We start from the raw sequence: 13358 nt of genomic DNA, 5'->3' as shown, positions 1-13358 counted from the left end.
CAGCAACGGCCCGAAAGTGGGAATCGATTTTCGGAAGGCACGATGCCTAGATTCAAGGGATGAGAGCGCAGAATCAGGCGCATTTGCCGAGCATGGCGGCGCTGCGGCGCTCGCGCACGAGCTCTCCCATGAAGCGCCATGTCACCTCCACAGCGCCGGCGCTTACGGCAAGCTGGCGGCGGGGCAGGGGGACATCATAATGTTCCTTGACTGTTCCCGGATATTGCACAAAGCGCCGTTCAATGCCGATCATATCCGCCATGGCATGGAGTTCTTCTGTCGTATCAGCCAGCATATGGCACATTCTCATGCCCCGAAACGGAGCCTGCATGTCATCAACGTAAACGGTCATGTTTTTCTCAGGGATTTCCTTGGCTGCAAGCCATTTTAGATAGGTAACGCTGCGAAGCGGTCAAGGGACCTGCCTTCCGGTTTGGCAGCGGCAAGGATACCTCCGGCGCTGCCAGTCACAGCTCAACCTGCATGCCGAGCTCGACCACGCGCTCCGGCGGCAGGTTGTAGAAGGCGGTGGCACTGAGTGCATTGCGGGCCAGCAGGCGGAACAGTCTTTCCTGCCAGTGCAACAGGCCGCGTTTTTCCGCTGTGGGGATGATGCTTTCCCGGCCTAGGAAAAAAGTCACATGATCGAGATCCAGCGTATCGTCGATCTCGTTGAGCAGTCTCAGTGCGACCGGAATATTGGGGGACTGCATGAAACCGTAATGCAGATGCAGGCGCGTGAAATTCTGACCCAGATCTTCGACTTCGAGGCGATGATGCGCGCTCACCCGTGGCACTTCCTCAATGATCACGGTCAACAATATGACCCGCTCATGCAGTACCGGAATATGGCTGTATTGCTGCATCAGCGCCGGCGGCACGCGCGGCGGCGAGGCGGTGAGATAAACGGCAAGCCCCGGGACGCGGTGCGCATTGTTTTTCGCAATGTTATCCAGGAACTCATTGAGATCCCGGCCATTTTGAGAGAGATAGGAAAGTAGTCTCCTGCGGCCGATATTCCAGGTGCGCATGACGATGAAGACGAGCGCGCCGACCACAAGCGGAAACCAGCCGCCATCGCGGATCTTGAGGCTGTTGGCAATCAGGAATGTGAGGTCGATTGCGGCAAGGCTGAGCGTGACCGGCAAGACGATCCAGAATGACCAGCGCCATTTGTGAACCATGACGAAGAAGAGAATATAGGTGGTGATCACCATGGTCGTGCTGACGGCGATACCATAGGCTGCCGCCAGATGTTCCGAGCTTCGAAAGGTAAAGACCAGAACCACGGTGGAGATCGCCAGAAACAGGTTGATGGCCGGTACATAGATCTGGCCGTTTTCTTCGGCTGAAGTCTGGCGGATCTCGACGCGGGGGAACTGGCCAAGCTGCACGGCCTGACGGGTGAGCGAAAATGCCCCGGAAATGACGGCCTGGGAGGCGATGACGGTGGCGGCTGTTGCGAGCAATACCAGCGGAATGCGGGCCCATGACGGCGCCAGGCCATAAAAGGGCTGGCCTGCATGGCTGGCATCGGCAAGCACCAGCGCGCCCTGGCCGAAATAATTGAGGATGAGGCAGGGAAATACACAGGCAAACCAGGCCAGACGGATCGGCGCCCGACCGAAATGGCCCATGTCGGCATAAAGCGCCTCGCAGCCTGTTACCGCCAGAAAGACCGCGCCTGCAACGATGGCGGCGGTTGCCGGCCTGGCAAGAACGAAGGATACGGCATGGGTCGGGCTGAGGGCCTGCAGCACCACCGGATGCTGCATGATCTGAACCACACCCAGAAGGGCGATAACGAAGAACCAGACCAGCATGACCGGGCCAAACAGTCGCGCCACGCTTGCCGTGCCGCGCGACTGAACGGAAAACAGGATCAGAAGGATCACAACCGTGATCGGTACGATATAGCTGGCGATAGCCGGCTCGATCGTATGAATGCCTTCAACGGCGCTGAGAACCGAAACTGCGGGCGTGATCATGCCATCGCCATAGAGCAGGGCGGCGCCGAACAGGCCGACAAGAATAAGCCAGGTTTTGGGCGCCGTCTGTTTCCCGCGCCAGGGCTGCAACAGGGCGAGGAGCGCAAGTATACCACCTTCGCCATTATTGTCGGCGCGCATGACGAGCAACAGATATTTCAGCGACACGACGATCATCAGCGCCCAGACGATCATCGACAAAATGCCGAGAACCGCCGCCTGGTCGATCACCGTGCTACCGAGCGCCTGACGGAAGGCATAAAGGGGACTCGTGCCGATATCGCCATAGACGATGCCAAGCGCTGACAGCGAGAGTGCCGCCAGACCGGCCTGTCCGTTTTCATGTTGCTTCGGCTCCAAAGTGTTCCCCCAATGGCTTTTCATGTCGAATGCGTTTTATGCAGGTTTTCTGCGTCTGAGACCGTCAATCATTTGCCCTGTGACGCGGCGCAATGTCTCATCATCAATATCCAGTTCGTCCCGCAGCAGTCTTCCCCAGGCAAAACTCCCCGCTATTTCGGCTGCTAACAGCGGATCGACCCAGTCTTCGAGCTCGCCGCGCGCCTTTGCCCGATGGAAAAGGGCCGCGCTCATGTCATGGCGGTCGCGCGTGTGCTCGCGCAGCAAGGCGCGCGATTGCGGATCGCTCTGTTCGGTGGCAAGCACCGAGCGAAACAGGGCGCCGCCGGGCGTGTTGTTCCAGAAGTCCATCAGGCCGCGCAGCAGGAGGAACAGATCGTCCTGCATATTGCCTGTGTCGGCAAAGATATCTTCAGGTTTCTGACGCTGATAGACTTCGAGCAGCAGTGCGGCCTTGGAAGGCCACCAGCGATAGATGGTTGGTTTGCCGGCGCGCGCACGCCGTGCAACGGCTTCAATGGTGAAGCCTGCAAGGCCAACTTCAAGCAATATTTCCTCCGCAGCCGTCAGTATTGCGTCCTGACTGTCGGGATTGCGCGCTGCGCCGATGGAAACGCGCTTCTTGACTTTTTTCGTCTCGGGCATCGGCTGCTCAGATGTTCTCAGTGGTTTCTCGTGACCGCGAATCTCAGTCACTATTATAGCAGAACGCTCTTGCATGAAAATGACGACCGTCATATATACGAAACGTACCGTTTCATAAGGGGATACTATGTCGGGCGACGCCAACGAAACGCATCATCACATTCATCTGCCGTCGAAAGCCCGTCTGGCCAGTATTCTGGCGGTGGCCGTCTATCCGCTGATTACGCTTTTGCTCTACGGCATGTCGATGGTGACGGCAGGCTGGACGATTTGGCAGCGGACACTCGTTGTAACGCCGGTTATGGTTTTACTGATGGTCTATGTCATCATACCTGGCGTTCACCGTCTGTTTTCGCGCTTTATCCTGCGGCCGGTTCGCGTGCCTGTTGAATAGATTTTTTCTCTTTATTGAATTCTGTCACATTAAGAATTTCCGAGCCGTTTACTCGAATTTATATTAAAATTGACGACATTATATTTCGTGCTATCTTACCTGTGGATTCATTCAGCGATTGCTTGAATTGCAAAGGATCTGGTTGGCCTCGGCGTTTTTCAACCTGGCTTTAAGGACGCCTCGCTTTTGGAGTGGTGTGGCATGAGGGCGGTTAGAGGTCTTGCTTGTGCTCTTGCGGCGGTTTTTACTGCCTGTTCTGCGTATGCGCAGAATGATGAGGATCTTGCAAAGCAGTTGAGCAATCCGGTCGCCGATCTTATCAGCGTACCCTTCCAGTTTAATTATGATAGCAATATTGGCACAGCCAAAGGCGATCGCGTGACGCTGAACGTGCAGCCGGTTATTCCCTTTTCGCTTGATAGCGAATGGAACCTGATTACGCGCACGATTATACCTGTGATCTGGCAAAGCGATATCGCCGGTCAGTCGGGAACGCAGTTCGGCCTCGGCGATACGGTACAGAGTTTTTTCCTTTCCCCGAAGGATCCGACCGATAGCGGCATCACCTGGGGGGCTGGCCCGGTCTTTCTCTACCCGACAGCGACGGATGATCTCACCGGACTTGGCAAATGGGGGGCTGGCCCGACTGCGGCGGTTCTTGAACTGAGCGGGCCGTGGACCGTTGGAATTCTGGCCAATCACATATGGTCCTTTGCCGGGCGGAGTGACCGCCCGGATGTGAACGCGACCTTCGCCCAGCCATTCGTTACCTATACCACGGCGAATGCCTGGTCCTTCGGGCTGAATACCGAATCGACCTATGACTGGCGGACAAACAGCTGGGCGGTTCCGCTGAATGCGACCGTTGGCAAGCTCGTCGTTATCGACGAGCAGCCCATCAATTTCCAGGCGGGGCTACGCTACTGGGCCGCCAGTCCTGCTGGCGGTGCACGCGGCTTCGGCGCGCGTTTCGTGATGAATTTCGTCTTCCCGAAGTAGTCGGGAAACATAACGGAAATCGCTGCAGCGGCCCGCAAGCCTTCATGCATGGTTCGAAACCTGCATGGGGCGGGCCGCAACATTTGTCGATTACTCAAACGTGAATGTTCCAGTCTTGCAGACGTCAATGCCTTCCTGCTTGACCTGGTCCCCATCTTCGAAGACGGCCATGAAATCGAACATGCAATGGCCGGTGCCGTCATCGAAATCGATGTCGACAGATGCTCCGTGTGGAAGTGTTTCCTTGCCGAGAATATCTTCCTCCCAGGAATCCGTTCCGCTGTTCGATCCATAGAATTCGACCATCTCATAGCCGGTATTGTTGACGATGGTGACCGTGCGGTCTGCTGCAAGAAGTGATTGAGCCATGAAGCCAAGACTGGCAAATGCGAGTGCCGCGCCGAATACGGGTTTGATAAACACTTCCTTCTCCTAAAATGCGATGATGAAGTCATTGGTATTCCGCTGAATAAGCGCTTTTACTGGTCCTGTTTCAAGCATTAAGTGATTGATAAATATCAATTAATATAATTTTCTCCTGGAGTTTCATTGTTTCAGTGCTGGCGAAAAGTGAAAATTTGACTACTGTTATCATTTCGACAAAATCCGATGTGAGGCCGTTCAATCTATGAAGCCCTTGCGAGGCATCCCGGCAGGGATTAACGGTTGGGTTTGCGGCCTGGGGTAATTCTTCCCATTTTGACGGGGGCCAGCGGTAGAATTCACGCGGCCATTTTCAGTTTCTGAGCAGGTGTGATGCCGCCAATGCCCATGTTGGGCCGTTCGTGGTCATATATCCAAAGCCAATCGGTGGCGATCTTCTGCACCTCTGTTCTGCTGCCCAAAATATACAAATCAAGCCATTCATGCCGAACCATTCGATTGTAGCGCTTGAAATAGGCGTTCTGCTGAGGCTTGCCGGGCTGGATGTAATTCAATGCGTTCCCTGGGTTTCGGCCCATTGTCACACCTGATCGTCAGCGGCTTGCCCTGCCATTCGATGATCTGGTTGAGACTGCGCACGACCTGTTCGGCCTGCCGTGAGAAGTCTACTTCGATGCCCAGGCCTTCGCGGTTGACGTCGTCCAACACGTTCGGGAGCTTGAATTGGCGGCCGCCTGCCAGACGATCCGCCATAAAGTCCATAGAGCAGACAATGTTCGGCGCATCGGACGCCGCCAGTTCCTCCGGCTTTTCCCGCTTCACCGTCCTCAAGTGCCTTCATCTGGCTCATCATCGAGGCGTCCATGCCGCCATGCTTCGCACGCCACTTGTAAAAGCTGGCATTGCTGATGCCATGCTCCCTGCAAAGGTCGGGCACGGGTATACCACCTTCCGCCTGGCGCAACACGGCCATGATCTGGGTTTCGCTAAATCGGCTCTTCTTCATCAAAAGTCTCCTCAAGCATCTTGCCGAGAAAATTCTACTTTTGAAGCCCCTTATTGACCGGGAGGATTACCTGTTGATCGTTGTTTGATTTTTAATTACACTAAATTTGAGGAATATATGAAGCATGATTTCAAAACTTAATAAAATTAAAGACGTCACTTGCTCTGTTTCGTTTAGGTGATCGAGGGAAATTAAACAGAATATGACGATGATTGAAAATCATTAAGGTGCTGCAAATGAAGATAATTTTTAGTTTTATCGCATTGTTTTATATCTTCTTTCCAGGAGTGATTTTGGCTCAGACTCAATTGGACATAAAGGCATTCTCAGAGTCCTGTGACGAGATTTCTTTATCGATTGTATCTAGCCCGACACCTCCGCAATATGCCTCATCTTTAAAAATATGGAATGATAAGCGACCAACAAAATTCAATGATGCAGATATTCTGATTATTGGGGATTCCATTTTTGAAGCTTGGAATGAGAATTTGGCCGAAGAAATTTTAGGGAAATCGGTAGTCAATCTTAGTGTGGGGTGGGATAGGATTCAAAATGTTCTTTGGAGGTTAGATGATTTCGACAGAAATTTAGTCAATCCATCAACGATAGCATTGTTAATAGGCACGAATAATTTTAATGATAAAAGTACAGAAACTTGCGCAATATCAGCTGGAATTAAGTTTCTTGTTGCCAAAATTCACAGTTATTGGCCGAGTGCAAGTATATTCTTATTTTCGATTCCTCCAAGAGGTGCTGAATATTTTGATTTTGAAGAAGACCGTCAGGAAATAAATAAGTCTTTGGAGGACTGGTCTAATAAACAGAAAAGTATCCATTGGGTACAGATAGATGATATGGGAATAAGCTGTAATCAAAGAGCTGAGCCTAAAACAGAAAATCGCCCTGCGTGTTTTGTTTCTCGATCATGTTATTTCTATAAAAATGACAACTTGCACTTTCAGCCTATAGCATATGAATATTTTTCTAAATTACTTAAGATTAATATCGAAAAATTCGAAAATTGAGATGGCGGATCGTGTAAGATGTTAAACAATAATGTTATTCGAAAAAATGAATTAATTTCAATTCAGTATTTGCGAGCAATCGCAGCTATTATAGTGGTATTTCATCACGCCAGAGGTCCACAACCTTGGCTGTTTAATCCCATTGAATGGTTTGGTGCGGGGGCGAAAGGTGTTGATATTTTCTTTGTAATATCTGGATTTGTAATGTATTTTACTTCATTAAATAAGAGACCAATAGAGTTTATTAAAAGCAGAATAAATAGATTGGTGCCGTTGTACTGGATTTTTACATTAATTATTTTCCTGGGGACGACTCTACGGGATCATATTTTTAATATAGATCATTTATTGTTTCTAATTAAATCAATGTTTTTTGTTCCGGCATTTAGCCTTGATCACCCAGGACATGTATGGCCAGTTTTGGTGCCTGGATGGACGCTAAATTTCGAGATTTTTTTCTATTTAATATTTGCATTTGGGTTGTTTATTAAAAATCCTTATCACTTTGTTATGACGGTTATTGTGCTTTTGATCTCAATGGGTTTGATTTTTGATTTTTCAAACCCTTTGTTTATAACATACACGTCTCCACTATTGGTTGAGTTCTTGGCTGGGATGATTATATGCAGGATTTATTTAAGTGGTAAAATTTCACCTTCTTTATTTCCACTTGGTCCAATTTGCTTTTTGTTATTATTATCATTCCAGTACATTATTGGAAAAGAATTTAAGGCGATAATTGATCCTCTGTGCGCTGCGGGTGTGGTTATAGGTGGCCTTTCAATTGAGGAGCGCCTCAGGAGCAGGCCTTCGCGTGTGATGTATGAATTGGGAAATGCAAGTTATTCGATTTATCTTTGCCACGGCGTTTTTCTCGCTTTTTTCTATTTATTGTTTAAACATATGCCCTTGGATGGTGCTCTGCAGTTTTGCATTTTCCTGCTGAGCGCACTCTTCGGTTCTATTGTTTCTGGTGTATTTGTTCACTATTATATTGAAAAGCCGCTTACTAGAATATTGAAAAGGAATGCAGTCAGACCAATAACGACAGCAGCCTAATTCGACGCCTTCTGTAATCCGTCAATACGGCTCTCATTTTTTCGTCGGCGGCGGGTATCACGTTTCTGTTCGTAGTCACCGCTCTGGGTGCCACATTCCGGCCTGGGGTAATACTTCCCATTTTGACGGGGGCCAGCGGTAGAATTCACGCGGCCATTTTCAGTTTCTGAGCAGGTGTGATGCCGCCAATGCCCATGTTGGGCCGTTCGTGGTCATATGTCCAAAGCCACTCGGTGGCGATCTCCTGCACCTCTGTTCTGCTGCCCAAAATATACAAATCAAGCCATTCATGCCGAGCCATTCGCTTGTAGCGCTCGACATAGGCGTTCTGCTGAGGCGTGCCGGGCTGGATGTAATTCAATACGTTTCCCTGGGTTTCGTCCCATTATCCCCCCCCCTGATCGCCAGCGGCTTGCCCTGCCATTCGATGATCTGGTTGAGACTGCGCACGACCCGTTCGGCCGGCAGCGAGAAGTCTACTTCGATGCCCAGGCCTTCGCGGTTGACGTCGTCCAACACGTTCAGGAGCCTGAATCGGCAGCCGTCTGCCAGACGATCCGCCATGAAGTCCATCGACCAGACCACGTTCGGCGCATCTGGCACCGCCAGCGCTTCCGGCTTCTCCCGCTTCAGCCGCCGCCTGGGCTCGATCCTGAGGTTCAGTTCAAGCTCACGGTAAATGCGGTAGACGCGTTTGTGGTTCCAGCGATGCCCCTGAACATTGCGCAGATGCAGAAAGCAAAGGCCGAAACCCCACGTCTTCTTCACCTGCACGAGCCCAAGCAAAAGATCGGCGATCTTTTCATTGTCGGCATTGCGTTGAGGGCTATACCGATAACAGGTCTCGCTGACGCCAAACGTCCTGCATGAAAGCGCGATGCTCACACCGCCTTGCCCCAATGCTTCGACGGTCAGCGCCCGGCGTTGGGATGGCCGTTTCATTTTTTTCCGAGGGCCTCCTTCCGCAGATCAGCCTGCATGCTCAAATCCGCATACATCCGCTTCAGTCGTCGTTCGGCGGGCAAATGGCTCACCGGATCATTTGCTTTTCCGCTTCACCGTCCTCAAGTGCCTTCATCTGGCTCATCATCGAGGCGTCCATGCCGCCATGCTTCGCACGCGATTTGTAAAAACTGGCGGTGCTGATGCCATGTTCCCTGCAAAGGTCAGGCACGGGCATACCACCTTCCGCCTGTCGCAACACGGCTATGATCTGGGTTTCGCTAAATCGGCTCTTCTTCATCAAAAGTCTCCTCAAGCATCTCGCCGAGAAAATTCTATTTTTGAAGCCCCTGACATGGGGGAAGGATTACCGAACCATGTGTGATTGCCATATCTTCTGGCCCGGTTTTTCATATTGCGGACGAGAATCCTGCTGTTTGCTTCATCGGGATCCTGCGGTGCTATCCGCGTAACATCCTCCTGTCGTTTGGTTGGAAAGGCCGAAAAGCTTATGTCTGTCATGGGCATGGACTGTTACACCCTTCCGATTTATGCGGATCTGATCTGTATATGGCGCCACTTTTGCGCTATTTCGTGCGATTATGGTTCCCATCGTTGCTATACGTTTTCCTTCAGATGCTAAGATGTAGTATTTCCAGTTTGGAAATGGTGCGAGAAGGCCTAAAATAGGCATTAAATCCTAAATTGGGATGGGCATGAACGACCAAAAAGATAACAAATTCAATCTTTCTGAAAGCCGCCGTTTTGCCGTGGCGCCCATGATCGATTGGACGGACCGTCATTGCCGTTTCTTTCATCGGCAGCTAATGCGGCACGGTCAGGTCTATACGGAAATGATTGTCGCCGATGCGATTTTACATGGGCGGCGTGCGCAGCTTCTTCGGTTCGATCCGGTTGAGCATCCTGTTGTTCTTCAGCTGGGTGGTTCTGATCCTGAAAAGCTGGCAGAGGCCGCACGGATCGGTGAGGCCTTCGGCTATGACGAAATCAACCTGAATGTCGGCTGTCCTTCGGATCGGGTCCAGTCCGGCACATTTGGTGCCTGTTTGATGCTGACACCGGGCGTAGTCGAAACTGCTGTTGCGGCGATGAAGCAGGCGGTCAATGTGCCGGTCACTGTAAAATGCCGCATCGGGGTGGATGATCAGAATCCTGAATCGGTGCTTCCTGATTTTGTCGAGCGCATGGTGGGGGCAGGGGCGGATGCGCTGTGGGTTCATGCGCGGATGGCCTGGTTAAAGGGGCTGAGCCCGAAGGAAAATCGCACCATACCGCCACTTGACTATCCGCTCGTCTACGCGATGAAAGAGCGCCACCCGGAAATCTTCATCGGGATCAATGGCGGGATCGCCGATCTTCAGGCGGCGAAGCAGCATCTTGCCCATGTTGACGGGGTGATGCTGGGACGGGCAGCCTATCAGACACCATCCGTGCTGGGCGGGGTCGATGCGGCTTTGTTTGGCGATACGTCTGAAGCCTTGAGCGACATCATGCTGAGGGACCGGATGATGGCCTATGCCGACCGGCATCTTGCTGACGGAGGCAGGCTGGGCCAGGTCACGCGACATATGATCGGGCTGTTTTCCGGTATGGATGGCGCCCGGCGTTATCGCCAGATCCTGTCTGTTGAAGCAACCCGTCCCGAGGCCACCAGTACGGTTATCGCCGAAGCATTCGATGCGGTTTTGTCCGCCGAAGCACGGGTCTGAAATCAAAACAAGCGCCGCGGTTATGGCCGCGGCGCCTGCTATTTTCGTGGAAACGGAAACTCAGCCTTCCAGGGCTTTGCGAATAGCCGCAAGCGCAGCCTCTGCCTTGTCGCCATCCGGGCCTCCGGCCTGTGCCATATCGGGACGGCCGCCGCCACCCTTGCCGCCAACTTCGGAAGCGGCAAGCCGGACGAGGTCGACGGCTGAATAACGGTCCGTCAAGTCGCTGCTAAGCGAAACGACGATACTGGCCTTGCCTTCTTCATCGACAGCGATGAAGGCGACAACGAAATCAGTCTGATCCTTCTTTGCTGTATCGGCCAGACCTTTGAGGTCCCGTGCGGACACGCCTGTCAGAATCTTAGCGATCAGCTTGAACGATCCGATCATTTCCGGGCCTTCCGCTGTGCCGCCGCTGCCGCCGAGGGCCAGCGTTTTTCGGGCGTCCGCCAGCTCGCGCTCCAGCTTCTTGCGTTCTTCGATCAGGTTCTCGACGCGGTGGGCCACTTCATCCGCGCCGACCTTCAGCGTCGCGGCAAGTGACTTCATCTTGACATCCTGATCGTTGAGGTAATGGCGGGCGTCGATACCGGTCAGAGCCTCGATCCGGCGCACGCCCGAGCCGACCGCGCTCTCGCCGACGATCCTGATCAGGCCGATCTCGCCGGTGGCGCGGACATGGGTGCCGCCGCACAGTTCCAGCGAATAGGTCTTGCCGGCCTTTTCGCCTTCCGTCGCCGTTCCCATGGATACGACGCGCACCTCATCGCCATACTTCTCGCCGAACAGCGCCATGGCGCCTTCGGCGATTGCCTCTTCAACACCGAGGAGACGGGTCGTCACTGGCGCGTTCTGCAGAACAATCTCGTTGGCCATATCCTCGACCTGCTCCAGCTCCTCGGCCGATATCGGCTTGGGATGCGAAACGTCGAAACGAAGCCGTTCAGGTGCAACCAGCGAACCCTTCTGGGCTACGTGTGTTCCGAGGATTTCGCGGAGCGCTTCGTGGATCAGGTGGGTTGCCGAATGGTTGGCCCTGAGACGCCCGCGGCGCTTATGGTCAACCTCCAGAACAACCGGCTCGTCAACGGCAATTTCACCCGTCTCGACATGGCCGAAATGAATGAACAGGCCATCATTTTTCTTCTGCGTATCGGTGATAACCAGACGTCCACCGTCAAGGCTGATCATGCCGGTATCGCCCATCTGGCCACCGGATTCGCCGTAGAAAGGCGTCTGGTTGACGATGACCGCAATCTCATCGCCGGCAGTTGCTTTCGAAACGGCAGCGCCATCCTTCACCAGCGCCAGCACGACGCCTTCTGCCTTTTCGGTGTCATAGCCGAGGAACTCGCTGGCGCCGAATTTCTCACGCAGTTCGAACCAGATCTGCTCGGTTGCCTTGTCGCCAGAACCCGCCCAGTGGGCGCGCGCTTCGGCTTTCTGACGCTGCATGGCGTCGTTAAAGCCGGAAAGATCGACGCCGATGCCGCGATTGCGCAGAGCATCCTGGGTCAGATCGAGCGGAAAGCCATAGGTGTCGTAAAGCTTGAAGGCTGTTTCGCCGTCCAGGCTGTCGCCCTTGCTCAAGTGGCCGGAGGCGTCGTCGAGCAGCGTAAGACCGCGCTCAAGCGTCTTGCGGAATCGGGTTTCCTCAAGCTTCAGCGTCTCGGAAATCAGCGCTTCGGCACGCTGAAGTTCAGGATAGGCGCGGCCCATTTCCTGAACCAGAACCGGCAGGAGGCGGTAAATGATCGGCTCGCGCGCGCCCAGAAGCTCGGCATGGCGCATGGCCCGGCGCATGATGCGGCGCAGGACATAGCCGCGGCCTTCGTTCGACGGCAGAACGCCATCGGCAATCAGAAAGGCCGATGAGCGCAGGTGATCGGCGATAACACGATGGCTGGCCTGCCTTTCGCCCTCGGCCTTGACGCCGGTGAGTTCAACCGAGGCATTGATCAGCGTCTTGAACAGATCGATCTCGTAATTGCTGCCGACGCCCTGGAGAATGGCAGTCATACGCTCCAGGCCCATGCCGGTGTCAATCGACGGATTGGGCAGATCAACGCGGGTCTCCTCGTCGATCTGCTCGAACTGCATGAAGACAAGGTTCCAGAATTCCAGGAAGCGGTCACCATCCTCTTCTGCAGAACCGGGCGGTCCACCGAAAAGCTTTTCGCCCTGATCATAGAAGATTTCCGAGCAGAAGCCGCATGGTCCGACAGGGCCCATGGCCCACAGATTGTCCTCATGGCGGACGATCCGTTCATCGGGCATGCCGGAAATCTTCTTCCAGAGATTATAGGCCTCTTCATCGGTCGGGTAGACAGTGATCCACAGCTTGTCCTTGGGCAGGGCAAAGTCCTTGGTTACCAGCTCCCAGGCATGGGTGATCGCCTGTTCCTTGAAATAGTCGCCAAAGGAAAAGTTGCCGAGCATTTCAAAAAAAGTGTGGTGGCGCGCTGTATAGCCGACATTGTCGAGATCATTGTGCTTGCCGCCTGCACGCACGCATTTTTGCGCTGTCGTTGCCCGCGAATAGGGGCGGTGTTCCATGCCGGTGAAGACATTCTTGAACTGCACCATGCCGGCATTGGTGAACATCAGGGTCGGGTCATTATGCGGCACAAGCGGACTGGAGGAGACGACCTCATGTCCGTTGCGCTTGAAATAGTCGAGAAAGGTCGACCGGATGTCACTCATGCCACTCATACTGTGTCACGCCTCTGTTATCGAACTGCCCATAGAACAACAGGCTTTTAGCGGTGCGACTGCTGCCTGTCCAGAAAAACAAGGGCGGCGCCAATGTGAGATTGCCGCCGCCGC

Annotated in this window: 10 protein-coding genes and 2 pseudogenes; 5 read left to right on the top strand and 7 right to left on the bottom strand. The window is 53.3% G+C overall.

Annotated elements, in window-relative coordinates:
* Positions 1 to 73: 73 nt before the first annotated feature.
* The 3 genes from FJU08_RS01855 to FJU08_RS01845 all read right to left on the bottom strand — a co-directional run bounded on the left by FJU08_RS01855 (position 74) and on the right by FJU08_RS01845 (position 2993).
* Entirely contained in the window at positions 74 to 352 is a 279-nt protein-coding gene (locus FJU08_RS01855) for a DUF4031 domain-containing protein (RefSeq protein WP_141147266.1), read from the bottom strand.
* Between the two features lie 115 nt (positions 353 to 467).
* A complete protein-coding gene (locus FJU08_RS01850) occupies positions 468 to 2348 on the bottom strand; it encodes a potassium transporter Kup (protein ID WP_235890543.1) in 1881 nt (626 codons plus the stop codon).
* A 36-nt stretch (positions 2349 to 2384) separates the two neighbouring features.
* Positions 2385 to 2993 (bottom strand): TetR/AcrR family transcriptional regulator, encoded by a 609-nt coding sequence (locus tag FJU08_RS01845; protein ID WP_141147264.1) that lies wholly within the window; start codon positions 2991 to 2993, stop codon positions 2385 to 2387.
* Positions 2994 to 3120: 127 nt separating this feature from the next.
* On the opposite strand from FJU08_RS01845, the gene FJU08_RS01840 reads away from it, so the two are divergent.
* A complete protein-coding gene (locus FJU08_RS01840; RefSeq protein WP_141147263.1) occupies positions 3121 to 3387 on the top strand; it encodes a putative antibiotic biosynthesis monooxygenase in 267 nt (88 codons plus the stop codon).
* 201 nt (positions 3388 to 3588) lie between these two features.
* Positions 3589 to 4386 carry a transporter gene (locus FJU08_RS01835; protein WP_141147262.1) on the top strand — a complete coding sequence of 266 codons (798 nt, stop codon included), beginning with the start codon at positions 3589 to 3591 and terminating at the stop codon, positions 4384 to 4386.
* 90 nt (positions 4387 to 4476) lie between these two features.
* Here FJU08_RS01835 and FJU08_RS01830 read toward each other — a convergent pair whose 3' ends face one another.
* Together FJU08_RS01830 and FJU08_RS01825 are read right to left on the bottom strand one after the other, a co-directional pair.
* On the bottom strand, positions 4477 to 4809 hold the full coding sequence (locus FJU08_RS01830; protein WP_235890542.1) for a hypothetical protein: 333 nt from the start codon (positions 4807 to 4809) through the stop codon (positions 4477 to 4479).
* 299 nt (positions 4810 to 5108) lie between these two features.
* Positions 5109 to 5776 (bottom strand): annotated as a pseudogene (locus tag FJU08_RS01825) (transposase).
* A 236-nt stretch (positions 5777 to 6012) separates the two neighbouring features.
* Between FJU08_RS01825 and FJU08_RS01820 the strand changes: the two are divergent.
* Together FJU08_RS01820 and FJU08_RS01815 are read left to right on the top strand one after the other, a co-directional pair.
* Positions 6013 to 6801: a GDSL-type esterase/lipase family protein gene (locus FJU08_RS01820; protein WP_181409716.1), complete on the top strand. Its 789-nt coding sequence runs from the start codon at positions 6013 to 6015 to the stop codon at positions 6799 to 6801.
* 18 nt (positions 6802 to 6819) lie between these two features.
* On the top strand, positions 6820 to 7860 hold the full coding sequence (locus FJU08_RS01815) for an acyltransferase family protein (RefSeq protein ID WP_141147260.1): 1041 nt from the start codon (positions 6820 to 6822) through the stop codon (positions 7858 to 7860).
* Between the two features lie 145 nt (positions 7861 to 8005).
* Here the strand turns inward: FJU08_RS01815 and FJU08_RS01810 are convergent.
* Positions 8006 to 9103 (bottom strand): annotated as a pseudogene (locus FJU08_RS01810) (IS3 family transposase).
* A 415-nt stretch (positions 9104 to 9518) separates the two neighbouring features.
* On the opposite strand from FJU08_RS01810, the gene dusA reads away from it, so the two are divergent.
* Positions 9519 to 10532: a tRNA dihydrouridine(20/20a) synthase DusA gene (gene dusA, locus FJU08_RS01805; protein WP_141147259.1), complete on the top strand. Its 1014-nt coding sequence runs from the start codon at positions 9519 to 9521 to the stop codon at positions 10530 to 10532.
* A gap of 60 nt (positions 10533 to 10592) precedes the next feature.
* Here the strand turns inward: dusA and alaS are convergent, their stop codons facing one another.
* Positions 10593 to 13244 (bottom strand): alanine--tRNA ligase, encoded by a 2652-nt coding sequence (gene alaS, locus FJU08_RS01800; RefSeq protein WP_141147258.1) that lies wholly within the window; start codon positions 13242 to 13244, stop codon positions 10593 to 10595.
* Positions 13245 to 13358: the final 114 nt, after the last annotated feature.

The organism is Martelella alba (genome assembly GCF_006516955.1).
In the GTDB taxonomy this organism is placed as follows: domain Bacteria; phylum Pseudomonadota; class Alphaproteobacteria; order Rhizobiales; family Rhizobiaceae; genus Martelella; species Martelella alba.
Note: the sequence above shows the minus strand (reverse complement) of the source record. Positions and strands in the feature narration are given on the sequence as shown.